The 23,001-nt window shown below is 61.5% G+C and carries 23 protein-coding genes; 21 read left to right on the forward strand and 2 right to left on the reverse strand.

Going from position 1 to position 23,001, the window contains the following annotated elements; all coding sequences use genetic code 11:
* Window positions 1–65: 65 nt before the first annotated feature.
* The 12 genes from WIN67_RS09115 (at window position 66) to WIN67_RS09170 (ending at window position 11,542) form a co-directional block, all read left to right on the forward strand.
* Complete coding sequence (locus tag WIN67_RS09115; protein WP_123392183.1) at window positions 66–2,297, forward strand: DNA internalization-related competence protein ComEC/Rec2; 2,232 nt, start codon at window positions 66–68, stop codon at window positions 2,295–2,297.
* 102 nt (window positions 2,298–2,399) lie between these two features.
* Window positions 2,400–3,035: a MotA/TolQ/ExbB proton channel family protein gene (locus WIN67_RS09120; protein WP_162884118.1), complete on the forward strand. Its 636-nt coding sequence runs from the start codon at window positions 2,400–2,402 to the stop codon at window positions 3,033–3,035.
* Complete coding sequence (locus tag WIN67_RS09125) at window positions 3,032–3,460, forward strand: ExbD/TolR family protein (protein WP_102863926.1); 429 nt, start codon at window positions 3,032–3,034, stop codon at window positions 3,458–3,460. Before WIN67_RS09120 ends, WIN67_RS09125 begins: the two co-directional genes overlap by 4 nt.
* Entirely contained in the window at window positions 3,460–4,470 is a 1,011-nt protein-coding gene (gene lpxK, locus WIN67_RS09130; protein WP_102878921.1) for a tetraacyldisaccharide 4'-kinase, read from the forward strand. Before WIN67_RS09125 ends, lpxK begins: the two co-directional genes overlap by 1 nt.
* A 23-nt stretch (window positions 4,471–4,493) precedes the next feature.
* Window positions 4,494–4,679 (forward strand): Trm112 family protein, encoded by a 186-nt coding sequence (locus tag WIN67_RS09135; RefSeq protein ID WP_011060103.1) that lies wholly within the window; start codon window positions 4,494–4,496, stop codon window positions 4,677–4,679.
* The gene (gene kdsB, locus WIN67_RS09140) at window positions 4,676–5,440 is read left to right on the forward strand and encodes a 3-deoxy-manno-octulosonate cytidylyltransferase (RefSeq protein WP_170003433.1); all 765 of its coding nucleotides are present in this window, start codon (window positions 4,676–4,678) and stop codon (window positions 5,438–5,440) included. The genes WIN67_RS09135 and kdsB overlap by 4 nt, the downstream gene beginning before the upstream one ends.
* Window positions 5,440–5,904, forward strand: a complete 465-nt coding sequence (locus WIN67_RS09145) for a low molecular weight protein-tyrosine-phosphatase (RefSeq protein WP_110595198.1) — start codon at window positions 5,440–5,442, stop codon at window positions 5,902–5,904. Before kdsB ends, WIN67_RS09145 begins: the two co-directional genes overlap by 1 nt.
* Window positions 5,901–6,920, forward strand: a complete 1,020-nt coding sequence (gene murB, locus WIN67_RS09150; RefSeq protein ID WP_102878923.1) for a UDP-N-acetylmuramate dehydrogenase — start codon at window positions 5,901–5,903, stop codon at window positions 6,918–6,920. The genes WIN67_RS09145 and murB overlap by 4 nt, the downstream gene beginning before the upstream one ends.
* 251 nt (window positions 6,921–7,171) lie before the next feature.
* On the forward strand, window positions 7,172–7,642 hold the full coding sequence (locus WIN67_RS09155) for a (2Fe-2S)-binding protein (RefSeq protein WP_102878924.1): 471 nt from the start codon (window positions 7,172–7,174) through the stop codon (window positions 7,640–7,642).
* A complete protein-coding gene (locus WIN67_RS09160) occupies window positions 7,639–9,954 on the forward strand; it encodes a xanthine dehydrogenase family protein molybdopterin-binding subunit (RefSeq protein WP_339071039.1) in 2,316 nt (771 codons plus the stop codon). Before WIN67_RS09155 ends, WIN67_RS09160 begins: the two co-directional genes overlap by 4 nt.
* Entirely contained in the window at window positions 9,954–10,949 is a 996-nt protein-coding gene (locus WIN67_RS09165; protein ID WP_102863919.1) for an XdhC family protein, read from the forward strand. The genes WIN67_RS09160 and WIN67_RS09165 overlap by 1 nt, the downstream gene beginning before the upstream one ends.
* Window positions 10,946–11,542, forward strand: coding sequence for a nucleotidyltransferase family protein (locus tag WIN67_RS09170; protein WP_170003429.1), 597 nt, complete (start codon window positions 10,946–10,948; stop codon window positions 11,540–11,542). The genes WIN67_RS09165 and WIN67_RS09170 overlap by 4 nt, the downstream gene beginning before the upstream one ends.
* 62 nt (window positions 11,543–11,604) lie before the next feature.
* Here WIN67_RS09170 and rne read toward each other — a convergent pair whose 3' ends face one another.
* Window positions 11,605–14,841 carry a ribonuclease E gene (gene rne, locus WIN67_RS09175; RefSeq protein WP_339071042.1) on the reverse strand — a complete coding sequence of 1,079 codons (3,237 nt, stop codon included), beginning with the start codon at window positions 14,839–14,841 and terminating at the stop codon, window positions 11,605–11,607.
* 715 nt (window positions 14,842–15,556) lie between these two features.
* On the opposite strand from rne, the gene rluC reads away from it, so the two are divergent.
* Genes rluC through sppA form a run of 3 tightly spaced genes read left to right on the forward strand, consistent with a single transcriptional unit; the run spans window position 15,557 to window position 18,176 of the window.
* Window positions 15,557–16,513, forward strand: coding sequence for a 23S rRNA pseudouridine(955/2504/2580) synthase RluC (gene rluC, locus WIN67_RS09180; RefSeq protein ID WP_102863916.1), 957 nt, complete (start codon window positions 15,557–15,559; stop codon window positions 16,511–16,513).
* The gene (locus WIN67_RS09185; RefSeq protein WP_110652130.1) at window positions 16,503–17,165 is read left to right on the forward strand and encodes an HAD-IA family hydrolase; all 663 of its coding nucleotides are present in this window, start codon (window positions 16,503–16,505) and stop codon (window positions 17,163–17,165) included. The genes rluC and WIN67_RS09185 overlap by 11 nt, the downstream gene beginning before the upstream one ends.
* A 21-nt stretch (window positions 17,166–17,186) precedes the next feature.
* On the forward strand, window positions 17,187–18,176 hold the full coding sequence (sppA, locus tag WIN67_RS09190; RefSeq protein ID WP_102863914.1) for a signal peptide peptidase SppA: 990 nt from the start codon (window positions 17,187–17,189) through the stop codon (window positions 18,174–18,176).
* A 51-nt stretch (window positions 18,177–18,227) separates the two neighbouring features.
* On the opposite strand, the gene WIN67_RS09195 is transcribed toward sppA, so the two are convergent.
* A complete protein-coding gene (locus WIN67_RS09195; protein ID WP_102878931.1) occupies window positions 18,228–18,806 on the reverse strand; it encodes a Maf family protein in 579 nt (192 codons plus the stop codon).
* A gap of 105 nt (window positions 18,807–18,911) precedes the next feature.
* Between WIN67_RS09195 and WIN67_RS09200 the strand changes: the two genes are divergently transcribed.
* The 6 genes from WIN67_RS09200 to acpP all read left to right on the forward strand — a co-directional run bounded on the left by WIN67_RS09200 (window position 18,912) and on the right by acpP (window position 22,904).
* On the forward strand, window positions 18,912–19,439 hold the full coding sequence (locus tag WIN67_RS09200; RefSeq protein ID WP_011060115.1) for a YceD family protein: 528 nt from the start codon (window positions 18,912–18,914) through the stop codon (window positions 19,437–19,439).
* Between the two features lie 13 nt (window positions 19,440–19,452).
* Window positions 19,453–19,635 (forward strand): 50S ribosomal protein L32, encoded by a 183-nt coding sequence (gene rpmF / locus WIN67_RS09205; RefSeq protein WP_003179396.1) that lies wholly within the window; start codon window positions 19,453–19,455, stop codon window positions 19,633–19,635.
* Between the two features lie 3 nt (window positions 19,636–19,638).
* Window positions 19,639–20,649, forward strand: a complete 1,011-nt coding sequence (plsX, locus tag WIN67_RS09210; protein ID WP_102863912.1) for a phosphate acyltransferase PlsX — start codon at window positions 19,639–19,641, stop codon at window positions 20,647–20,649.
* Window positions 20,650–20,775: 126 nt separating this feature from the next.
* Entirely contained in the window at window positions 20,776–21,714 is a 939-nt protein-coding gene (gene fabD / locus WIN67_RS09215; protein WP_102863911.1) for an ACP S-malonyltransferase, read from the forward strand.
* Between the two features lie 16 nt (window positions 21,715–21,730).
* Window positions 21,731–22,471, forward strand: a complete 741-nt coding sequence (gene fabG / locus WIN67_RS09220; RefSeq protein WP_011060118.1) for a 3-oxoacyl-ACP reductase FabG — start codon at window positions 21,731–21,733, stop codon at window positions 22,469–22,471.
* 196 nt (window positions 22,472–22,667) lie between these two features.
* Window positions 22,668–22,904, forward strand: a complete 237-nt coding sequence (gene acpP, locus WIN67_RS09225) for an acyl carrier protein (RefSeq protein ID WP_003175607.1) — start codon at window positions 22,668–22,670, stop codon at window positions 22,902–22,904.
* Window positions 22,905–23,001: the final 97 nt, after the last annotated feature.

The following is a 23,001-nucleotide window of genomic DNA, read 5'->3' on the forward strand; positions in this document are numbered from 1 at the left end:
GATAAAGCCGCGCCTGCGATCCTCGGCTAAGCCAAGACTAGGAACTGCCAAGGATGGGCTGATGGATGGTTACAGGGATGCTGGCCCTGGCCGCAGGACTGCTGGCGCTGGGTTTCATGCCGGTGCTGCCGCCCGGCTGGTTGTTGCTGCTGATGGCGATAGGGGGGCTGATGTTGCTGCCTTTTCGTACACATCCGGTGGCATTTTTTTTGTTCGGTTTGGCCTGGGCCTGTGCATCCGGGCAATGGGCGCTGGATGATCGCCTGCCTCAGTCCCTGGATGGGCAAACCCGCTGGCTGGAAGGGCGGGTGGTCGGCTTGCCGGAACCGGGGGCGGGCGTGGTGCGCTTTGAGCTCAAGGATGCCCAGTCCCGACGAGAGCGCCTGCCGCGGCGAATTCGCCTGGCCTGGCACGGTGGGCCACCTGTCAATAGCGGCGAACGCTGGCGCCTGGCGGTCAAGCTGCGGCGTCCTGCCGGTCTGCTCAATCTTCACGGTTTCGATTACGAAGCCTGGCTGCTGGCCCGGCGCATTGGGGCCACCGGCACAGTCAAGGATGGGCAACTGCTGGCGCCGGCACGCCAAGCCTGGCGTGACGGTCTGCGCCAGCGTTTACTCGCGGTCGAGGCCCACGGCCGCGCCGCAGGCCTGGCGGCATTGGTGATGGGCGACGGTTCGGGGCTGACGCGGGAAGATTGGCAACTGTTGCAGGACACCGGCACGGTGCACCTGATGGTGATATCCGGACAGCACATCAGTCTGCTGGCCGCAGTGATCTACCTTGCAGTGGCAGGGCTGGCTCGTTACGGGCTTTGGCCCGCGCGTTGGCCCTGGCTGCCCTGGGCCTGCGCCCTGGCCTTTGTCGGGGCGCTGGGCTACGGCCTGCTGGCAGGGTTCGATGTGCCGGTACAGAGGGCCTGCGTGATGGTTGCGCTGGTGCTGCTCTGGCGCTGGCGCTTTCGTCACCTGCGGGCTTGGTGGCCCTTGTTGCTGGCGTTGAATGCAGTGCTGTTGTTCGAGCCCCTGGCCAGCTTGCAGCCAGGGTTCTGGCTGTCCTATGCCGCGGTGGCGGTGCTCATCTTCACCTTTGCCGGGCGCCTGGGTTCCTGGCGTTGGTGGCAGAGTTGGACCCGCGCCCAGTGGTTGATGGGTATTGGCCTGTTGCCACCCTTGCTGGCCCTTGGCTTGCCCATCAGTCTCAGTGGTCCGCTGGCCAATCTGCTGGCGGTGCCCTGGATCAGTCTGCTGGTCCTGCCCCCGGCCTTGCTGGGCTGTCTGTTGTTGCCTGTGCCTTATGTGGGTGAAGGGCTGTTATGGCTGGCGGGTGGCCTGCTGGATGGGCTGTTCCGCTTACTGGGGGCGATGGCCGGATTATGGCCAGCCTGGGTGGCGCCGTTGATCCCCCTTTGGGTTTGGGGCCTGAGCAGCCTGGGCGCGCTGTTGTTGCTGTTGCCCAAGGGCGTGCCACTGCGGGTGCTGGGTTGGCCGCTGTTGCTGTTGGCCGTCTGGCCTCCCCAGGACCCGGTACCCGAGGGCGAGGTGGAGATCTGGCAGTTGGATGTGGGGCAGGGGTTGTCGTTCATTCTGCGTACCCGTGATCACGCGATGTTGTATGACGCCGGTGCGCGAGTCGCGGATTTCGACCTGGGGGAGCGAGTGGTGCTGCCGACGCTGCATAAACTTGGCATTCGACGGTTGGACTTGATGCTGCTCAGCCACGCCGATAACGATCATGCCGGAGGCGCCCTGGCAGTCCAGCGCGGGATACCGGTGAGCCAGGTGCGCAGCGGCGAGCCTGAGGCCTTGCCGGCTGCCCTGCAGTCGGCCTCCTGTGATAGCGGGCTGAGCTGGCACTGGAATGGCGCCCGCTTCACGCTGTGGCAGTGGACGGGGGCGGCAGACGGCAACCAGGCTTCCTGTGTGCTGCTGGTCGAGGCCGGCGGCGAACGCCTGCTGCTCACCGGCGATATCGATGTCCATGCTGAGCGGGCTTTGCTCGGCAGTCCGCTGGCGGTTCGCATTCACTGGTTGCAGGCGCCCCATCATGGCAGCCGTACCTCATCGTCCATGGCCTTGCTCCGGCGGTTGACGCCGAAGGCGGTGCTGATTTCCCGGGGGCAGGGCAATGCCTTTGGCCATCCTCATCCCCAGGTGGTGGCGCGCTACCGGCAATTGGGCATGGTGATTCATGACAGTGCCGAGCAAGGCGCACTGAAGCTGCGGCTGGGGACTTTCGGCCAGCCTGAAAGCCTGCGCCAACAGCGGCGCTTCTGGCGCGACTGGCCAGCAATGCCTTAAATAACCGTGGGTTATTAAAGCCCCTGAGCATGCGACATCACGGTCTTCGGTGCGTCCAGCCCCTATGTTAGAGTGGCGCACTTTTTCGAGGGGACTGTCACTGTGTGGGAATTGGTCAAATCCGGCGGCTGGATGATGTTGCCGATCATTCTGAGTTCCATCGCGGCTGTGGGCATCATCGCCGAGCGTTTGTGGACCCTGCGGGCCAGCCGAGTCACCCCGCCCCATTTGCTGGGCCAGGTCTGGCGCTGGATCAAGGACAAGCAACTCAATAAGGAGAAACTCAAGGAACTGCGTGCCGATTCGCCCCTGGGAGAGATCCTGGCAGCGGGCCTGGCCAACTCCAAGCATGGTCGCGAGATCATGAAGGAATGCATCGAGGAAGCCGCCGCCCGGGTCATTCACGAACTGGAGCGCTACCTCAACGCCCTCGGCACCATCGCCGCCATGGCGCCCCTGCTGGGCCTGCTGGGTACGGTGCTGGGCATGATCGATATCTTCAGTTCGTTCATGGGATCGGGCATGACCAGCAACGCTGCAGTGCTTGCCGGTGGTATTTCCAAGGCACTGATCACCACTGCCGCCGGTTTGATGGTGGGCATTCCTTCGGTGTTCTTCCACCGTTTCCTGCAACGCCGGGTCGATGAGCTGGTGGTGGGCATGGAACAGGAAGCGATCAAGCTGGTGGAAGTGATCCAGGGCGACCGCGATGTCGACCTGGCTGAGGGCAAAGCGTGAAATTCCGTCGCAAACCCCGGGAAACCGTGGACATCAACCTTGCTTCGTTGATTGACGTGGTGTTCATCCTGCTGCTGTTTTTCGTCGTCACCACCACCTTTACCCGGGAGACCCAATTGCGGGTCGATCTGCCGGAAGCGGTCAGCGGCTCGCCCGCCGAAGACCAGCAGGTCAAGCAGCTGGATATCGCCATCAGCGCTGATGGCGTGTTCTCGGTCAACAATCAGGTGCTGCCGAAGAATGACCTGGCGACCCTGATGGACGCCTTGCAGAAGGAGTCGGCGGGAGACACCAACCTGCCGCTGTCCATCAGTGCCGACGGCAAGACTCAACATCAAGCGGTGATCACTGCCATGGACGCGGCCGGCAAGCTCGGCTTCAGCCATTTGCGCATGACCACCGTCGAGGCGGCGCCGGCACCCTGATGGCACTTTCTGATCGTCTGCTCGCCGCCTGGTACAACGGCCATCCTGCGCTGAAACTGCTGCAGCCCCTGGAATGGCTGTACCGCCGTGTGGTGGTGGGCAAGCGCCAGCGTTTCCTGGCAGGCGAGGGGGCGATCTATCAACCACCGGTGCCCTTGATCGTGGTGGGCAACATCACCGTCGGAGGCACTGGCAAGACGCCGTTGATCCTGTGGTTGGTGGAGCACTGCCAGCGCCTTGGCCTGCGGGTCGGGGTGGTCAGCCGTGGCTATGGCGCCAAGCCGCCGCAATTGCCCTGGCGAGTGACGGCCGACGACAGCGCCACCGTGGCTGGTGATGAACCGCTGCTGATCGTTCAGCGCTGTGGCGTGCCGCTGATGATCGACCCGGATCGTAGCCGCGCGGTGCAGGCCTTGCTGGCTGCCGAACCGCTGGATCTGATTCTTTCCGACGATGGCCTGCAGCATTACCGTCTGGCCCGTGATCTGGAGTTGGTTCTGATCGACGCGGCCCGCGGCCTGGGCAATCGTCGCTGTTTGCCGGCCGGCCCGCTGCGTGAGCCGGTGGAGCGTCTGCACAGTGTCGATGCCCTGCTCTACAACGGCGCCTTTGATGATCGCGCCGACGGTTTTGCCTTCCATCTCAAGCCTTCGGCGCTGGTCAATCTGCAGAGCGGCGAGCGTCGCCCGGTGGAACACTTCGCGCCAGGGCAGGCGGTGCACGCGGTGGCCGGTATCGGCAACCCCCAGCGTTTCTTCAATACCCTTGAAACGCTACACTGGCGGCCTGTCCCCCATGCATTTGCCGATCACGCCCAATACAGTGCGCAGGCCTTGGCCTTCACCCCGTCATTGCCGCTGGTCATGACCGAAAAAGATGCGGTCAAGTGCCGTGACTTCGCGGCAGCCGACTGGTGGTACCTGGCGGTGGACGCCGTGCCGTCCGCGGCCTTCGTCGCCTGGTTCGATACCCAGCTGATGCGCCTGCTGCCTGATCGTCTGTTGCCTTAATCGCTTTTATCCAGGGAAACCTCATGGACACCAAACTGCTCGACATCCTGGCCTGCCCGATCTGCAAAGGCCCTCTCAAACTCAGCGCCGACAAGACCGAGCTGATCAGCAAGGGCGCCGGCCTGGCCTACCCGATTCGCGACGGCATCCCGGTGATGCTGGAAAGCGAGGCCCGTACCCTGACCACCGAAGAGCGTCTGGACAAATGAGCAGCGCTTTCACCGTGGTCATCCCGGCGCGTTTCGCCTCCACCCGCCTGCCAGGCAAACCCCTGCAACTGATCGCCGGCAAGCCGATGATCCAGTGGGTCTGGGAGCAGGCCTGCAAGAGCAGCGCCGAGCGAGTGGTGGTGGCCACCGATGATCAGCGTATCGTCGAGGCCTGCCAGGGCTTTGGCGCGCAAGCGCTGCTGACTCGGGAAGACCACAATTCGGGTACCGATCGTTTGGCGGAAGTCGCGGGCAAGCTCGGCCTGGCGGCGGATGCCATTGTGGTCAACGTCCAGGGTGATGAGCCGCTGATTCCGCCTTCGGTGATCGATCAGGTGGCGGCCAACCTGGCGGCCCATACCGAAGCGCGCATGGCTACCCTGGCCGAGCCGATCGAGGACGCAGAGACTCTGTTCAATCCGAACGTGGTCAAGGTGGTCACTGATCTCAACGGCCTGGCCCTGACCTTCAGTCGCGCCACCTTGCCCTGGGCCCGGGATGCCTTTGCCAAGAGTCATGATCAGTTGCCGGAAGGCGTGCCTTATCGCCGACACATCGGTATCTACGCCTACCGTGCAGGTTTTCTCCATGACTTCGTCAGTTGGGGGCCGTGCTGGCTGGAAAACACCGAGTCCCTGGAGCAGTTGCGTGCCCTGTGGCACGGCGTGCGCATCCACGTTGCCGATGCCCTGGAAGCACCTCCCACTGGCGTCGATACCGCCGAAGACCTTGAGCGCGTTCGGCGCCTGCTGGAGGCGTGATGCGGGTTCTGTTCGTCTGCCTGGGCAACATCTGCCGCTCGCCCACCGCCGAAGGCGTGCTGCGCCATAAGTTGAATGAAGCCGGCATGGGTCATCAGGTTCAGGTCGCGTCCGCCGGCACCAGCGACTGGCACGTTGGCAAGGCGCCGGACAAGCGCAGCCAGCAGGCGGCCTTGCGGCGTGGCTACGACCTTTCTGCGCAACGGGCGCAGCAGGTTGGCAGTGCCGATTTCGCCGTATATGACCTGATTTTCGCCATGGATCAGAGCAACCTGCGCAACCTCAAGGCTCTGCAGCCGGCTTTGGGCAAGGCCGAGCTGGATCTGTTCCTGCGCCGCTACGAGGCGCCGCTGGATGAAGTGCCGGACCCGTATTACGACGGTGAGCAGGGCTTCGAGCAGGTGCTGGACCTGATCGAGGATGCCTGTGATCGGTTGGTGATCGAACTGAAGGGGCGGTTATGAGCCTGGACATTCAATCCGATGTGTCCCTCAAGCCGTTCAACAGTTTCGGGGTCGAGGTCAAGGCGCAGCGGTTCGCCCAGGCCCACAGCGATGACGACGTACGCGAGGCCCTGGCCTATTGCGCCGATCAGCAGTTGCCACTGCTGGTGATCGGCGGCGGCAGCAACCTGCTGCTGACGACGGATATCCAGGCACTGGTGTTGCGCATGGCCACCCGTGGGATTCGCTTGCTTAGCGATGATGGGCAGCGGGTGGTGGTGGAAGCCGAGGCTGGCGAAACCTGGCATCCCTTCGTGCAATGGACCCTGGACCAGGGCTTGTCCGGGCTGGAGAACCTCAGCCTGATCCCCGGCACCGTCGGCGCCGCGCCGATGCAGAACATCGGTGCCTATGGTGTCGAGATCAAGGACGTGTTCGTCGGTCTCACCGCCCTTGATCGGCAGACCGGCGAACTGCGGGACTTCGATCTGGATCAGTGCCAGTTCGCCTACCGTGACAGCCTGTTCAAGCATCAGGCCGGCCGCTGGCTGATCCTGCGGGTGCGTTTTGCCTTGAACCGTGTCGATCATTTGCATCTTGAATACGGTCCGGTGCGTCAGCGCTTGAGTGAGCAGGGCATCGAACAGCCGACCGCCAGGGATGTCAGCCGGGCGATTTGCAGTATCCGCAGCGAGAAACTTCCGGACCCGGCGGTGCTTGGCAATGCCGGCAGCTTTTTCAAGAACCCGGTGGTATCGGCGGTGCTGGCGGCGCAGATCAAGCAGTCGCATCCGGGGCTGGTGGGTTATCCCCAGGCCGACGGGCAGGTCAAGCTGGCGGCCGGCTGGCTGATCGAGCAGGCGGGCTGGAAAGGCTTTCGCGATGCCGATGCTGGCGTGCATCGCCTGCAGTCCCTGGTGCTGGTGAACTACGGTACGGCCACAGGCTTGCAGCTGTTGGAGTTGGCCCGACGAATCCAGCGCGATATCGCCGAGCGCTTCGGTGTCGAGCTGGAGATGGAGCCGAATCTGTATTGAGGCAGCTCTTGAACTAAGCTCAGCGCTTGAGTCCAAAGCCTTGCACGGTTTACACCCTGCAAGGCTTTTTTATGCATGACGACTTAACTTAGCTTGCTAACAATGTGAGTATTTGTCGTCGCCAAAGGCCCGGTGAAGCCCCGTCTTCACAAGAGAGCCCGATTAGCCTGAGCCGATCTGCGCGCACCGCAGCCGCGCTGCTGCGTGGCAGATGGCTCGACCCCATCACCTCATAGAATGCGGGCGTGCCCATGATTACCCTGAAGCTCAACGGTCAAGATCATCCACTGGACGTCACCGAGGACATGCCACTGTTGTGGGCCATCCGCGATGTGGCGGGTTACAGCGGCACCAAATTCGGCTGCGGCATGGGCCTGTGCGGCGCCTGCACCGTTCATATCGACGGTGATCCGGCGCGCAGTTGCATCACCCCGGCCGGCTCGGTGCTGGGCAAGAACATCAGCACCATCGATAACCTGCACAACGATCCGGTCGGGCAGGTGGTGCAGCAGGCCTGGCTGGATACAGCGGTGGCCCAGTGCGGTTATTGCCAGGGCGGACAGATCATGTCCGCCACTGCATTGCTCAAGACCCATCCCAATCCCAGCGACGAGCAGATCGAGGAGGCGATGCTCGGCAATATCTGTCGCTGCGGTACCTACAACCGGATCAAGACCGCGATTCGCCAGGCAGCCAACCATCTGCAGGAGGCCAAGGCATGAACCACCTACCCAGTGATTTTGCCCTGAGCAACCTCAGCCGCCGGAGTTTTCTCAAGGGCGTGGGTGCAACCGGAGCCCTGGTGCTGGCGGCCAGTTGGGGCTGGCAGCAGGCGTTTGCCGAAGACCAGAAGTTCGGTGCCGACGGCATGCCCCATGGCTGGGTCGACGATCCCAAGGTCTATGTGAGCATCGCCAGTGACGGCAGCGTGACGGTGATCTGCAACCGTTCGGAGATGGGCCAGGGGGTGCGGACCAGCCTGAGCATGGTGGTGGCTGATGAGCTGGAGGCCGATTGGGCTCAGGTCAAGGTCAAGCAGGCGCCCGGGGACGAGGCGCGCTTTGGCAACCAGGACACCGACGGTTCGCGCAGCATGCGCCATTGGTACGAGCCCATGCGTCGTTGCGGCGCCGCTGCGCGAACCATGCTGGAACAGGCCGCCGCCGAGCAATGGCAAGTACCGCTGAGCGAGTGCCGGGCGCAGTTGCACAAAGTGGTTCACCAACCCAGCGGGCGCGAACTGGGCTATGGCGCTCTGGCCGCAGCGGCGGGGGCTCTGGCGGTGCCGGCCCGGGACAGCCTGCGGCTGAAGCAGACGTCGGAGTTTCGCTATATCGGTAAAGAGGCGACCCGGGCCATCGACGGCGAGGACATCGTCAATGGTCGTGCGGTGTACGGCGCCGATGTGCACTTTGAAGGCATGCTGTTTGCGGCGGTGGCGCGGCCTCGAGTCTATGGCGGCAAGGTCAAGTCCGTGGATGACAGTGCAGCGCTGAAGGTGCCTGGGGTGATCAAGGTCATGCCCATCGATGGCCGTCCGTTGCCTTCCGAGTTCCAGCCCCTGGGCGGTGTGGCGGTGGTGGCGAGCAACACCTGGGCCGCGATCAAGGGCCGCGATGCCTTGAAGATCGAGTGGGACGATGGAGTCAATGCCGGGTACAACTCCATCGAATATCGCAAGGAGTTGGAGGCGGCGGCGCAAAAGCCGGGCAAGGTGGTGCGCAGCACCGGCAACCTGGATGAAGCCCTGAGTGGTGCGCAGAGCAGCCTGGAAGCCACCTATTACCTGCCGCACCTGGCCCAGGCACCCATGGAGCCGATGGTGGCCGTGGCGCGCTTCGTGGATGGCCGTTGCGAGGCCTGGGCGCCGAGTCAGGCGCCTCAGGTGACCCGTGAGCGGATTGCCGAGCGCCTGGGCATCGGCTTTGACCAGGTCACGGTCAACGTCACCCTGCTGGGCGGCGGCTTCGGACGCAAATCCAAGCCGGACTTCATTCTTGAAGCGGCCATCCTGGCCAAGGCATTTCCCGGTAAGGCGGTGCGGGTGCAGTGGACCCGGGAGGATGATATCCACCACTCCTACTTCCATACGGTGTCGGCGGAGTACCTCAAGGCCGGGTTAAGCGAGGACGGCATGCCCGCCGCCTGGCTGCATCGCACCGTGGCGCCGAGCATTACCGCGTTGTTTGCCCCGGGGATGAACCATGAAGGCGCCTTCGAGCTGGGCATGGGCTTCACCAACATGGCCTATGCGATTCCCAATGTGCGCCTGGAAAACCCCGAAGCGGCGGCCCATACCCGGGTGGGTTGGTATCGCTCGGTGTCGAATATTCCCCACGGTTTTGCCATTCAGAGTTTTGTCGACGAACTGGCCCACAAGGCGGGCCAGGACCCACTGAAGTACCAGCTCAAGCTGTTGGGGCCGGACCGTCAGATCGATCCGCGAACCCTGAGCGAAGAATGGAATTACGGCGAGTCCCCTGAGCGTTACCCGATCGATACCGGGCGCATGCGCGCGGTGCTGGAAACCGCGGCCAAGGCCGCCGGGTGGGGGCGCTCGCTGCCCAAGGGGCGTGGCCTGGGGTTGGCGGTGCACTACAGCTTCGTGACCTACGTGGCAGCGGTGATCGAAGTGGAGGTGAAGGAGGATGGCACGCTGATTGTGCACAAGGCTGATATCGCCGTGGATTGCGGTCCGCAGATCAACCCCGAGCGTATTCGCTCGCAGTTCGAGGGGGCTTGTGTCATGGGCCTGGGCAATGCGGTGCTGGGGGAGATCAGCTTCAAGGACGGTAAGGTGCAGCAGGACAATTTCCATATGTATGAGGTGGCACGGATGTCCCTGGCGCCGAAAGAGGTGCAGGTGCATTTGCTGACTCCGCCGGGCGAGGTGCCGCTGGGAGGTGTTGGTGAGCCGGGTGTACCACCGATTGCGCCGGCCCTGTGCAACGCCATCTTCGCCGCCACCGGCAAGCGCATCCGCAATCTGCCCGTGCGCTACCAGCTGCAGGGTTGGCAGCAGGCGGGTGCCTGATGGACAGCGTCGACCTGAATGTCCTGCGCAGTGTTCTGGAGTGGCGCCGCGCCGGGCGCACGGTGGTGCTCTATAGCGTGGTGCAGACCTGGGGCAGTGCGCCCCGGTTGCCGGGTGCCATGTTGGCCTTGCGCGACGATGGGGTGGTGATTGGCTCGGTATCCGGTGGTTGTATCGAGGACGACTTGATCACGCGCCTGGCGGATGGGCGCTTGTCCCTGTCCGGGCCGCCGGTGCAGTTGCTGACCTATGGTGTGACCCTGGAGGAGGCGGCACGTTTTGGCCTGCCCTGTGGCGGCACCTTGCGCCTGACCGAGGAGCGGGTCGGCGATCCTTCCTGGGTCGCCGAGTTGCTGGAGCGCTGCGAGGCGCACCAGATCGTGGCTCGGGAGTTGAACCTGAGCAGTGGACAGGTGCTGCTCAAGGCGGCGAGCAAGACGGATGAGCTGGCGTTCGACGGGCTCACTCTGCGGGCGATCTATGGGCCGCGCTGGCGTCTGTTGCTGATCGGCGCCGGGCAGCTTTCCCGTTATGTGGCGCAAATGGCCCGTCTGCTGGACTTCGAGGTGCTGGTCTGTGATCCGCGCCAGGAGTTCGTGCAAGGGTGGGAGGATCAGGATGGGCGCTTTGTCGCCGGCATGCCCGACGATGCGGTGCTGAGTATTAAGCCCGATGAGCGCACGGCGGTGGTGGCGCTGACTCACGATCCGCGTCTGGATGACATGGCCCTGCTGACGGCGCTCGATTCCCCGGCGTTTTATGTCGGAGCCCTGGGGTCTCGGGTCAACAGCCAGAAACGTCGGGACAATCTGGCGCTCTTGGGATTGTCAGCGCCGGCCATCGAGCGTTTGCATGGCCCGGTGGGGTTGCACATCGGCAGTCATACGCCGGCGGAGATTGCCCTGTCGCTGATGGCGGAGATCGTCGCGATCAAGAATGGCATTGAGCCCTTGCAGAAGAAGCCGTTGGCCCGAGTGGCCGAGGCGACCACATGATTGCCCCGCCTTGCGCCGTCATCCTGGCGGCGGGGCAGGGCAGTCGTTATCGAGAGGTGGCAGGGAGCGATCAGGATAAGTTGCTGGCACCTTGCAGAGGTCGCGATGGTGTATTGCGACCGGTGCTGGAACAGGTGCTGGTCAATCTGCCGGTGGAAATGCATCGGCGGGTACTGGTCACGACGCCGGGTCGGCCGCAGGTGGCGGAACTGGCGCAGGCTTATGGCTGCCAGGTGCTGTTGCTGGATTCCCTTGGCATGGGCCAGAGTCTGGCGGCGGCAGTGGCTGCTAGTGCCGATGCCGGTGGTTGGGTGATTTTGCTGGGGGATATGCCCTTTATCTTGCCTGGCACCATAACGCGGGTAATCGAGGCGTTGACCGAGGAGGGCATCAGCGTGCCTCGGCTGGGTGACGATCTGGGGCATCCGGTGGGGTTTGGTCGGGCTTATGGCGCTGCATTGCAAGGCTTGTCCGGTGATCGCGGTGCCAAGTGCCTGTTTACCTCGGGCAAGGTGGTCGAGGTGGCAGTGACCGACCCGGGAGTGGTATGGGATGTGGATCGACCCGAGGCGCTGGTCTATCGGGAACGCTGAATGGCAGGCATGAAAAAGCCCCGCTCGGTTAACCGGGCGGGGCTTTTTCATTGCCGATGGAGTCAGACGAGAGGTTTATGCTCGTGCTGTTTCTCCTCGGTGTGGGCTACGTGCTCAACGGCGTGTTCGACGTTGTGCGGAGCCTCTTCCACGGCTGGGGCAGCTTGCTCGACCGCAGGTTCGGCGACAGGCGCAGGTGCTGCTTCGGCTGCTTCGACAGGCGCTGGAGCGGCCTCGACGACCACTGGCGCTTCTACCGGAGCGGGTTCGGCAGCGACCACGGCTTCAGCCGGGGCAGCTGCGGCAGCCAGTTCGGCCTCCTTCTGCAGACGCTCGGCTTCACGCTTGCGACGACGCACTTCGCGCGGATCGTTTGGTGCGCGACCGTTGCTGGTCAGGGCGCTGGCAGGAGCGGCCTCGATCACTGGAGCGGGTGCTTCGGCAACCACAGGGGCGACAACCGGAGCAGGCTCTTCAGCCTGGGCTGGCTGCTGAGCAACCACTGGCTGCTCGACAGCTACAGGCTCGGTTGCAGGCACTGGAGTTTCCTGAGCCGGCTCGCTGGCCTTTTCTGCAGTCACTGGCGCTGGGGCTACAGGTTCTGCCACAGGCTGCTGGGCAACCACTGGCTGTGCTTCCACAACCACGGCCGGTTCGGCGGCAACTTCAACCTGGGCGGGTTCTGCAACAACCGGAGCCGCTTCGGCTAATGGAGCAACTTCAACCGCTGGAGCTGCTGGAGCTTCCACTGCAGTGTTGGCTTCAACAACAGGCGCTTGCGGAGCCTTTTCTTCAACCGCGGCCGTAGCACGTTCGGCTTGCTGATGCGCTTCGGCTTCAGCGTTGGCGCTGATGGCGGTGCTGGCAACGGCAGCGGTAACCGCGAGGCCGGCAGCCAGGTCGGCGCTGCTCGGCTCTTCGCCGTTCTCTTCCGAGCCTTCGATCACATTGCCGTTGGCATCGCGCTGACGTTCACGACGGTTGCTGCGACGACGCTGGCCGCGGGAGCGACGACGTGGACGTTCGCCTTCGGCGTTGTCCTGGCCCTCTTCCTGCAGTTGCTCTTCGTTAGGCAGCACTTCTTCTTCGCTGGCGGCAGCGGCTTGAGCCTGCTCGGCGCGTGGTTGGCGCTCTTCACGTGGTTGACGCGGCTGGCGCTCTTCACGTGGCTGGCGAGCTGGACGCTCTTCAGTCACAGCGGCGGTAGCGGCGGCTGCAGCCGGAGCGGCATCCAGCGGTTCACGCAGCTCGCGAACACGCTCTTCACGTTCGCCACGTGGCTTGCGGTCCTCGCGAGGGGCGCGTGGTTGACGTTCTTCACGAGGTGCGCGTGGAGCGCGTTCTTCGCGGGCTACGCCTTGTACTTCTTCACGGGCTTCACGAACTTCCCGTGGCTGACGCTCTTCCCGTGGTGCGCGTTCTTCACGCGGAGCACGTTCTTCGCGCGGCTTGCGTTCTTCATCGCGGCGACCATTACGGTTGCGGCTCTGTTGGCGGCCATTGCGACGTTGTTCTTCGTTGCTGCGCGCAGGACGTTCGGTCACTGGCTTCTCGACCACAACTGGAGCCGCTGGCTCTTCCTTGGTGGCGAACAGGCTGACCAGGGACTTCACCAGGCCTTTGAACAGGCTCGGTTCGGCAACAACCGGAGCTGGAGCGGCAACCGGTGCAGGGGCTTCGGTTGGCACTGGTGCGTTGGCGCGGGCCGGAGCGGTCTTCACCGCGGCTTCCTGGCGAACCAGGGTACGGGTGGCGGCGGTTGGCTGAACTTCTTCGGCTTCGGCAGCGGCAGCGGCGATTTCGTAGCTGGACTGGTTGGTGTTGGCTTCCGGGCTGTCATCGCGCAGGCGCTGAACTTCGAAGTGCGGCGTTTCGAGGTGATCGTTCGGCAGGATGACGATGCGGGCACGGGTGCGCAGTTCGATCTTGGTGATCGAGTTGCGTTTCTCGTTGAGCAGGAAAGCCGCGACCGGAATCGGCACTTGGGCGCGAACTTCGGCGGTGCGGTCTTTCAGGGCTTCTTCTTCGATCAGGCGCAGGATCGCCAGGGACAGCGACTCGACGTCACGGATGATGCCGGTGCCGTTGCAGCGTGGGCAGACGATGCCGCTGCTTTCACCCAGGGATGGGCGCAGGCGCTGACGGGACATTTCCAGTAGGCCGAAGCGCGAGATGCGACCGATCTGCACACGGGCGCGGTCGGCTTCCAGGCATTCGCGGACTTTCTCTTCCACTGCGCGCTGGTTCTTGGCCGGGGTCATGTCGATGAAGTCGATGACGATCAGACCGCCGATGTCACGCAGGCGCAACTGGCGAGCGATTTCTTCCGCTGCTTCCAGGTTGGTCTGCAGGGCGGTTTCTTCGATGTCGCTGCCTTTGGTGGCGCGGGCCGAGTTGATGTCGATGGACACCAGGGCTTCGGTTGGGTCGATGACGATGGAGCCGCCGGAAGGCAGTTCAACCACGCGCTGGAAGGCGGTCTCGATCTGGCTTTCGATCTGGAAACGGTTGAACAGCGGCACGCTGTCTTCGTACAGCTTGATCTTGCTGGCGTACTGCGGCATCACCTGGCGGATGAAGGTCAGGGCTTCGTCCTGGGCTTCAACGCTGTCGATCAGCACTTCGCCGATGTCCTGGCGCAGGTAGTCGCGAATCGCGCGGATGATCACGTTGCTTTCCTGGTAGATCAGGAATGGCGCGGAGCGATCCAGCGATGCTTCTTTGATGGCGGTCCAGAGTTGCAGCAGGTAGTCGAGGTCCCACTGCATCTCTTCGCTGCTGCGGCCCAGGCCGGCAGTGCGCACGATCAGGCCCATGTCGGCAGGAGCTACCAGGCCGTTCAACGCTTCACGCAGTTCGTTGCGTTCTTCGCCTTCGATGCGACGGGAGATGCCACCGGCACGTGGGTTGTTCGGCATCAGTACCAGGTAACGGCCCGCCAGGCTGATGAAGGTGGTCAGGGCGGCGCCCTTGTTGCCACGCTCTTCTTTTTCGACCTGGACGATGACTTCCTGGCCTTCGCTCAGGACGTCCTTGATGTTGACGCGGCCTTCAGGGGCTTTCTTGAAGTATTCGCGGGAGATTTCTTTGAGGGGCAGGAAGCCGTGGCGCTCAGAGCCGAAATCGACAAAGGCAGCCTCAAGGCTTGGTTCGATACGAGTGATGCGGCCTTTATAGATGTTGGCCTTTTTCTGCTCGCGTGCACCGGACTCGATGTCCAGATCGTAGAGGCGCTGGCCGTCTACCAGGGCAACACGCAACTCTTCGGGTTGAGTTGCGTTAATCAGCATTCTTTTCATGTAGTACCGTCGGTTTCCGGGCTGCCGGAAACGGCGTTCGGCACACACGACTTCTCACGGTCGGTGTCAGGTGCGTCAGGAGTGGTTGACCACTCGAGTGTCTAGCGAGGTTCGTCCGAATAACTAAGAACGAAGTCGCGACTCACGCGTCCTGCTTGCTGTGGTGACTAAGGCACCGCTTAAGCAAAAGTCTGTCAGGAGGAGGAATCAACCGGCGACTGTGGACGAGATGAAGCGTCTTGAATAAAGCCTAATGCTACACAGTCCGACGGTTGTGCATCTCCACCCTACACGTATCCCTGATAATTCGGGTGCTGCCGCGCGCAGAATCCGCAGCGGGTTGGCATTTACCGTGAACTCCGAAAGGGGAGGTCACGCATCATGGCTAAAGGCGTTGTTTCCGTAACCTTCGCTCGGGGTTGTCTGTCGCCGACTGCACTTTGTGAACTGGCCGTTAATCGCTGCGTAAAAGGCGAGTGATAACTCTGCTTTCTACGGGTTTCAGGCCTCATGTCACCTGCGCTTGTTACAACGTCAAACTCTTCCGGTATGTAGCGAAAGCTGCGTAGGACGGCCTTGCGTCCTTATGAATTGCGTTGGTCAGGGCCGGCTAGTTGCCGCTGTTCCGCTGTCCAGCCGCTTTTGGCGGCGTTCGCGACTATAGCAGCAATCATTAAGTGCTTCAAATCCATAAAAAATTGTTATCATTCGCGCCATGACGACTACTGCCCCCTCGACCCCAGGCGTTCAAATGCTTGAGGTCTCGCCGGAATATGCCGGCCAACGAATTGATAACTTCCTTCTCGCTCGGCTCAAAGGCGTGCCCAAGACCTTGATTTATCGCATCTTGCGCAAAGGCGAAGTGCGGGTGAACAAGGGGCGGATCAAGCCCGAATACAAGCTGCAGGCGGGTGATGTGGTGCGCGTGCCGCCGGTGCGCGTGCCTGAGCGCGACGAGCCGGTGCCGCTGGCGCAAGGTTTGCTGCAGCGTCTTGAGGCGTCGATCGTCTTCGAAGACAAGGCCCTGATTGTGATCAACAAGCCTGCAGGCATTGCTGTGCATGGCGGAAGCGGCCTGAATTTCGGGGTGATCGAAGCCTTTCGTCAGTTGCGTCCGGATGCCAAGGAACTGGAGCTGGTGCATCGCCTTGATCGCGATACTTCTGGCCTGTTGATGATCGCGAAGAAGCGCAGCATGTTGCGCCACCTGCATGCCGCTTTGCGCGGTGATGGTGTGGATAAGCGCTATATGGCTCTGGTTCGTGGTCACTGGGCTACTGCGCTGAAGCAGGTGCGGGCGCCGTTGCTCAAGAGCAATCTGCGCTCAGGCGAGCGCATGGTGGAAGTGAACGAGGAGGGCAAGGAGGCCTTGACGGTGTTCAAGGTGCTGCGCCGCTTCGGTGAGTTCGCCACTATGGTCGAGGCCAAGCCGGTCACCGGGCGTACGCATCAGATTCGTGTGCACACCCTGCACGCCGGGCACTGCATCGCCGGCGACAGCAAGTACGGCGACGATGATTTCACTCGTGAGATTCGCGAGTTGGGCGGTAAGCGCCTGTTTCTCCATGCCTATATGTTGACGGTGCCGCTGCCGGATGGTGGTGAGCTGAAGTTGCAGGCCCCAGTGGACGACATGTGGGCCAAAACCGTGGAGCGCTTGAGTGCACCCTGATTACCAACTGCTGATCTTCGATTGGGACGGCACTCTGGCTGACTCCATTGGTCGGATTGTTGAGTCGATGCACGTATCTGCCGATCGATCCGGTTTTCCTCGGCGTGATGATTTTGCCGTCAAGGGCATCATCGGGCTTGGGTTGCCGGAGGCGATTCGTACCTTGTATCCGGAAATCGACGACGGCCAGTTGGTCGCCTTTCGTCAGCATTACGCGGAACACTACATCGCGCTTGAGGCTGAGCCTTCACCGTTGTTTGCTGGAGTGGTGTCGTCTCTTGAGGCCTTTCGGGCTGAGGGTTATCGGTTGGCGGTCGCTACGGGCAAGGCGCGCCGGGGCTTGGATCGGGTGCTGAAGTCTCATGGCTGGGAAGAGTATTTCGATATCACCCGGGCCGCCGATGAGACTGCCAGCAAGCCCCATCCCTTGATGCTGGAGGAGATTCTTGCTCATTGCGGTGTTGGGCCTCGGCAGGCATTGATGGTCGGGGATTCGTCCTTCGATCTGTTGATGGCGCGTAATGCTGGCATGGATTCGGTGGCGGTTAGCTACGGTGCTCAGTCCATTGAGGCCTTGCAGGCGTTTGAGCCGCGCCTGTCCATCGACCGTTTTCCTGAGTTGCACACCTGGCTCAGTCAGGGTGTCGATTAAGTTTTCGTTGGGGTAGCAAGCATGTCTGATGAATGGAAGGCGCCAAGCAAGGCCGGCGCTGAAGGTGGTGACGATAAAAGCTGGCAGTTGTTGGAAAAGACCCTCCTGGCCAGTGTTCAGGAGCAGCGTCGTTCGCGGCGTTGGGGGATTTTCTTCAAGCTGCTGACCTTTGTGTACCTGTTTGTCGCGCTGGCGTTGTTTACTCCGTTGATGACCATGGAGAAGAGCGCCGCTCGTGGTGGTAGCTACACCGCAGTGATCGATGTCACGGGGGTGATTGCCGACAAGGAGTCTGCAAGTGCAGACAATATCGTCGGTAGCTTGCGCACGGCCTTTGATGATCCCAAGGTCAAGGGCATTGTTTTACGTATCAACAGTCCTGGCGGCAGTCCGGTGCAGTCTGGCTATGTTTATGACGAGATTCGCCGTTTACGGGCTCTGCACAAGGACACCAAGGTTTATGCGGTGATTTCTGATCTCGGTGCTTCTGGCGCTTATTACATTGCCAGTGCTGCTGATCAGATCTATGCCGACAAGGCGAGTCTGGTGGGCTCCATTGGGGTTACGGCTGCCGGTTACGGTTTTGTCGGTGCCATGGAGAAGCTGGGGGTCGAGCGCCGTACCTACACCTCTGGCGAGCACAAGTCGTTCCTTGATCCGTTTCAGCCGCAAAAGCCTGAAGAGACCCAGTTCTGGCAAGGTGTGCTGGATACAACTCATCGTCAGTTCATCGCCAGCGTCAAGCAGGGGCGTGGTGAGCGTCTCAAGGATAAGGAGCATCCTGAGCTGTTCTCCGGGTTGGTCTGGTCTGGTGAGCAGGCACTGCAGTTGGGCTTGATTGACGGCCTGGGCAGCACCAGTTCGGTGGCGCGGGATGTGATCGGCGAGAAGGAAGTGGTGGATTTTACTGTTCAGGAATCGCCTTTCGATCGTTTCTCGAAGAAGCTAGGCGCCAGCGTGGCTGAGCAGATCGCCATGTGGATGGGCTTTCAGGGGCCAACCTTGCGTTGACTTCGGGGGGGGTAAAAAAGCCGGCCGCAGTGCCGGCTTTTTAGTGTCTGCTCAGGGCAGTTCCACGCCTTCGGCCAGTAGCATGTCCACCAGGCGGATCAGTGGCAGTCCTATGAGGCTGGTGGCATCGCTGCCGGCGGTGCTCTGGAACAGGCTGACACCCAGGCCTTCGGCCTTGAAGCTGCCGGCGCAGTCGAAGGGCTGCTCTGCGTGTAGGTAGCGTTCGATGCGGGCGCTGTCGAGGTGGCGCATGTTGACCGTAAAGGGGATGCAGTCCACTTGGCATTGGCCGCTCTTGCTGTTGAGCAGGGCCAGGCCGGTGAGGAAGGTCACGCTCGCGCCGCTGGCGTCCAGCAACTGCTGGCGGGCCTTGTCGAAGGTGTGAGGCTTGCCGATGATGCGCTCTCCCAGTACCGCCACCTGATCCGAGCCGATGATCAGGTGTGCTGGGTGGGTGGTTGCGAGGGCGCGGGCCTTTTCCTCCGCCAGGCGCTTCACCAGCTCTATGGCGTGCTCGCCGGGGCGGTGGCTTTCGTCAATGTCAGGAGAGCTGCAAGTGAAGGGGAGTTGCAGGCGAGAGAGCAATTCTCGGCGGTACACCGAGCTCGAAGCTAGTAATAAAGGCAGCATGCGCATCTCCTGGGGTGGGGCGGGAATTCTAGCGGGGCTCGCAAGTGACGGACAGGGCTGAATTTCCTTTGACATGGCCGGGGGCATCCCTATAATGCTGCGCCTATGTTGAATGACCCGATTCCACCTCACGTTGACCCGCGCAAATTGGCTGACCGTGGCACCACCCTTCAAGGTGAACTGCTGCTGGCCGATTTGGAGAGACTCTGCGACCCGCTTTCCGACAATGTCGGTACGGTGCAGGCTAAATTCGTTTTCGAGCGTGACGAGCGTAAAGCTGTAGTTATCCACAGCTCCATCGACGTCGAAGTCAAAATGGTTTGCCAGCGTTGTCTTGAGCTGGTCACCCTGCCGATCCACAGCGAGTGCAGTTATGCCGTGGTGAAGGAGGGTGCGAATACCCAGTCGTTGCCGAAAGGTTATGACGTGCTGGAACTGGGCGAAGATCCTTTGGATCTGCAGGCGTTGGTCGAGGAAGAGCTTTTGCTTGCCTTGCCCATCGTGCCTGCTCATCATCCGGAAGAATGCCAGCAGCCGGCGGGGCTCGATGAGCCCGAACCGAGCGAGGACGAGGTAACGCGGTCCAACCCGTTCAGTGTATTGGCGCAGTTAAAGCGTGACCCAAACGTTTAGGAGTTAATCAATTATGGCTGTTCAGCAGAACAAAAAATCCCGCTCTGCCCGTGACATGCGTCGCTCCCACGATGCTCTCGAGGCTAGCACCCTGTCCGTAGAAAAGACCACCGGTGAAGTTCACCTGCGTCACCACGTATCGCCAGAAGGCGTATACCGTGGTCGTAAAGTGATCGACAAGGGCGCTGACGAGTAATCCTTGTCCGCTCAAGTCATCGCGATTGACGCAATGGGCGGGGACTTCGGTCCCCGCAGCATTGTTCAGGCCAGTATTGCTTGCCTGTCTGCTACCCCCTCGCTGCATCTGACCCTGGTCGGTCAACCCTCCCTACTTGAAGAGCTGCTCTCCGGTCATTCGGCCGTGGATCGCGCGCGCCTGACGATTACTCCGGCAAGCGAAGTGATTGCCATGGACGAGAAGCCTGCCCAGGCATTGCGTGGCAAGCCTGATTCGTCGATGCGGGTGGCGCTTGAGTTGTTGCGGGATGAAAAGGTCCAGGCTTGCGTCAGTGCAGGTAATACCGGGGCGCTGATGGCTCTGTCGCGTTACGTACTCAAGACCCTGCCCGGCATCGATCGTCCGGCGATGGTGGCTGCCATTCCCACTCAGCGCGGCTATTGCCAGTTGCTGGACCTGGGGGCCAACGTCGATTGCAGTGCCGAGCACCTGTTGCAGTTCGCAATCATGGGGTCGGTTGCGGCACAAAGCCTGGGCATCGTGCGACCAAGAGTGGCCTTGCTGAATATCGGTACCGAAGACATCAAGGGTAATCAGCAGGTCAAGCTGGCGGCGAGTCTGCTTCAGCAGGCGCGAGGGCTGAACTACATAGGCTTCGTTGAAGGTGACGGGTTGTATCGCGGCGAGGCGGATGTGGTGGTGTGCGACGGTTTTGTCGGCAACATCCTGCTCAAGTCCAGCGAGGGGCTGGCCACCATGATTGCTGCTCGTATCGAGGCATTGTTCAGGCGCAATCTGCTATCCCGGGCCGTAGGTGTGCTGGCCTTGCCGCTGATGCGGCGATTACAGGCGGACCTAGCGCCGGCTCGGCACAATGGTGCGAGCTTTCTCGGGTTGCAGGGAATAGTGGTGAAAAGCCACGGTTCTGCGGGCGTTCAGGGGTTCCAGAGTGCGATTCAGCGTGCATTGATCGAAATCCAGGAAGACCTGCCGCGACGCCTGCATGGGCGCCTTGAAGATCTGTTGCTTTAGGCGTTTATCCTGTGGAGTGCTTAAATGTGACCGCTCAGTTCAATTGGCCATCCAACTGTCAGTTTCTTGCGTCCACCGCGGTGTGACGTCAATTCTCCGACGACAAGATCATTAGGGGCTTGTTACATGTCTGCATCCCTCGCATTCGTCTTTCCAGGACAGGGCTCGCAGTCCCTCGGCATGTTGGCCGAGTTGGGCGCGCAGTACCCACTGATCCTCGATACCTTCAAGGAAGCCTCCGATGCTCTGGGCTACGACCTCTGGGCGCTGACCCAGCAAGGTCCCGAAGAGCTGCTCAATCAAACCGACAAGACTCAACCGGCCATCCTCACCGCCTCCATCGCCCTGTGGCGTGTCTGGTTGGCTGAGGGTGGTGCGCGTCCGGCCTTCGTCGCGGGTCACAGTCTGGGTGAATACAGCGCCCTGGTGGCCGCTGGCAGTCTGACTCTGGCCGAAGCGGTCAAGCTGGTCGAGCGTCGTGGTCAGCTGATGCAGGAAGCCGTGCCGGCAGGTCAAGGCGGCATGGCGGCAATTCTTGGTCTGGACGACGCCGATGTCGTGGCGGCCTGTGCAGAAGCGGCGCAAGGTGAAGTGGTCAGTGCGGTGAACTACAACTCCCCGGGCCAGGTGGTGATCGCCGGTGCCAAGGCGGCGGTGGACCGTGCTATCGAGGGTTGCAAGGCGCGCGGAGCCAAGCGCGCCATGCCATTGCCGGTCAGCGTGCCGTCCCATTGCGAGCTGATGCGCCCTGCGGCTGAGCGTTTCGCTGAATCGATTGCTGCGATCAACTGGCAGGCACCGCAGATTCCGCTGGTACAGAATGTCAGCGCCGCCGTGGCGGCCGACCTCGATACTCTCAAGCGCGACTTGCTGGAGCAGCTGTACAAGCCTGTGCGCTGGGTCGAGTCGGTGCAGACCCTGGCGAACCAGGGCGCCACCCAGCTGGTGGAATGCGGTCCGGGCAAGGTCCTGGCCGGTCTCAACAAGCGCTGCGCCGAAGGCGTGTCGACCTCTAACCTGAATACCCCAGATGCTTTCGCTGCCGCTCGTGCAGCGTTGGCCTGAACTAGGAGAAGCTTGCATGAGTCTGCAAGGTAAAGTTGCACTGGTGACCGGCGCTAGCCGTGGGATCGGCCAGGCCATCGCGCTTGAGCTGGGGCGTATGGGCGCCACCGTGGTGGGGACTGCCACTTCCGCTTCGGGGGCCGAGCGCATCGCCGCTACCCTCAAGGAAAATGGCATTCAAGGCACCGGCCTTGAGCTCAATGTCACCAGCGACGAGTCCGTGGCTGCGGTTCTGGCCAGCATCACCGAACAGTTCGGTGCGCCGGCGATCCTGGTGAACAATGCCGGTATCACTCGCGACAACCTGATGATGCGCATGAAAGATGACGAGTGGTACGACGTGGTCGATACCAACTTGAATAGTCTGTATCGCCTGTCCAAGGGTGTTTTGCGTGGCATGACCAAGGCTCGTTGGGGGCGAATTATCAGTATTGGCTCGGTTGTGGGTGCCATGGGCAACGCAGGCCAAGTAAACTACGCCGCCGCCAAAGCCGGTCTGGAAGGTTTCAGCCGTGCCCTGGCGCGTGAAGTGGGTTCGCGGTCGATCACTGTGAACTCGGTTGCTCCAGGTTTTATCGATACCGATATGACCCGCGAGTTGCCGGAAGCACAACGTGAAGCCCTGCTGACGCAAATTCCGCTGGGTCGTCTGGGTCAGGCTCAAGAGATCGCGCAAGTGGTCGCTTTTCTGGCATCCGACGGTGCGGCATACGTTACTGGGGCTACAATCCCGGTCAACGGCGGGATGTATATGTGAGTCACATGTGACGGATTGCTTCAAAAAAATGTCATACGAGCTGTCTAAAATCCGTTATAAAGCTGCAATCAATTTATAGGCAGATGGCCAAAGGGTTTGAGGGATGAAGCTTTCAGTTGAAAAGCTGAAAAGCCTTTCTATACACTTACCCACTGGCCAGCTGCCTGAATTTGTCCATTAGGAGTGAAAACAAGGTATGAGCACCATCGAAGAGCGCGTCAAGAAAATCGTTGCTGAGCAACTGGGCGTTAAAGAAGAAGAAGTTGTGAACACCGCTTCCTTCGTTGAAGACCTGGGTGCCGACTCCCTTGACACCGTTGAGCTGGTGATGGCTCTGGAAGAGGAATTCGAGACCGAAATCCCTGACGAAGAAGCTGAAAAGATCACTACCGTTCAAGCAGCTATCGACTACGTTACTAGCCACCAGGCTTAATCGTTTGTAGTCGTCTTTTGCTGTCATGGAAAAACCGCACTGCCGTTACGGCGTGCGGTTTTTTCTTTAGGCCTGATACAAAGTGTCGTCATTAGAA

Origin of the sequence: Pseudomonas idahonensis (assembly GCF_037903935.1) — a bacterium.
GTDB classification, from domain to species: Bacteria; Pseudomonadota; Gammaproteobacteria; order Pseudomonadales; family Pseudomonadaceae; genus Aquipseudomonas; species Aquipseudomonas danubii.

What these genes read in the sequence shown, in the direction of transcription:
- WIN67_RS09115 (WP_123392183.1), top strand. Translation starts at nt 66, where the DNA reads ATGGTTACAGGGATGCTGGCCCTGGCCGCAGGACTGCTGGCGCTGGGT.
- lpxK (WP_102878921.1), top strand. Translation starts at nt 3,460, where the DNA reads ATGGCACTTTCTGATCGTCTGCTCGCCGCCTGGTACAACGGCCATCCT.
- WIN67_RS09135 (WP_011060103.1), top strand. Translation starts at nt 4,494, where the DNA reads ATGGACACCAAACTGCTCGACATCCTGGCCTGCCCGATCTGCAAAGGC.
- kdsB (WP_170003433.1), top strand. Translation starts at nt 4,676, where the DNA reads ATGAGCAGCGCTTTCACCGTGGTCATCCCGGCGCGTTTCGCCTCCACC.
- WIN67_RS09145 (WP_110595198.1), top strand. Translation starts at nt 5,440, where the DNA reads ATGCGGGTTCTGTTCGTCTGCCTGGGCAACATCTGCCGCTCGCCCACC.
- murB (WP_102878923.1), top strand. Translation starts at nt 5,901, where the DNA reads ATGAGCCTGGACATTCAATCCGATGTGTCCCTCAAGCCGTTCAACAGT.
- WIN67_RS09155 (WP_102878924.1), top strand. Translation starts at nt 7,172, where the DNA reads ATGATTACCCTGAAGCTCAACGGTCAAGATCATCCACTGGACGTCACC.
- WIN67_RS09160 (WP_339071039.1), top strand. Translation starts at nt 7,639, where the DNA reads ATGAACCACCTACCCAGTGATTTTGCCCTGAGCAACCTCAGCCGCCGG.
- WIN67_RS09165 (WP_102863919.1), top strand. Translation starts at nt 9,954, where the DNA reads ATGGACAGCGTCGACCTGAATGTCCTGCGCAGTGTTCTGGAGTGGCGC.
- WIN67_RS09170 (WP_170003429.1), top strand. Translation starts at nt 10,946, where the DNA reads ATGATTGCCCCGCCTTGCGCCGTCATCCTGGCGGCGGGGCAGGGCAGT.
- rne (WP_339071042.1), bottom strand. Translation starts at nt 14,841, where the DNA reads ATGAAAAGAATGCTGATTAACGCAACTCAACCCGAAGAGTTGCGTGTT.
- rluC (WP_102863916.1), top strand. Translation starts at nt 15,557, where the DNA reads ATGACGACTACTGCCCCCTCGACCCCAGGCGTTCAAATGCTTGAGGTC.
- sppA (WP_102863914.1), top strand. Translation starts at nt 17,187, where the DNA reads ATGTCTGATGAATGGAAGGCGCCAAGCAAGGCCGGCGCTGAAGGTGGT.
- WIN67_RS09195 (WP_102878931.1), bottom strand. Translation starts at nt 18,806, where the DNA reads ATGCTGCCTTTATTACTAGCTTCGAGCTCGGTGTACCGCCGAGAATTG.
- WIN67_RS09200 (WP_011060115.1), top strand. Translation starts at nt 18,912, where the DNA reads ATGTTGAATGACCCGATTCCACCTCACGTTGACCCGCGCAAATTGGCT.
- rpmF (WP_003179396.1), top strand. Translation starts at nt 19,453, where the DNA reads ATGGCTGTTCAGCAGAACAAAAAATCCCGCTCTGCCCGTGACATGCGT.
- fabD (WP_102863911.1), top strand. Translation starts at nt 20,776, where the DNA reads ATGTCTGCATCCCTCGCATTCGTCTTTCCAGGACAGGGCTCGCAGTCC.
- fabG (WP_011060118.1), top strand. Translation starts at nt 21,731, where the DNA reads ATGAGTCTGCAAGGTAAAGTTGCACTGGTGACCGGCGCTAGCCGTGGG.
- acpP (WP_003175607.1), top strand. Translation starts at nt 22,668, where the DNA reads ATGAGCACCATCGAAGAGCGCGTCAAGAAAATCGTTGCTGAGCAACTG.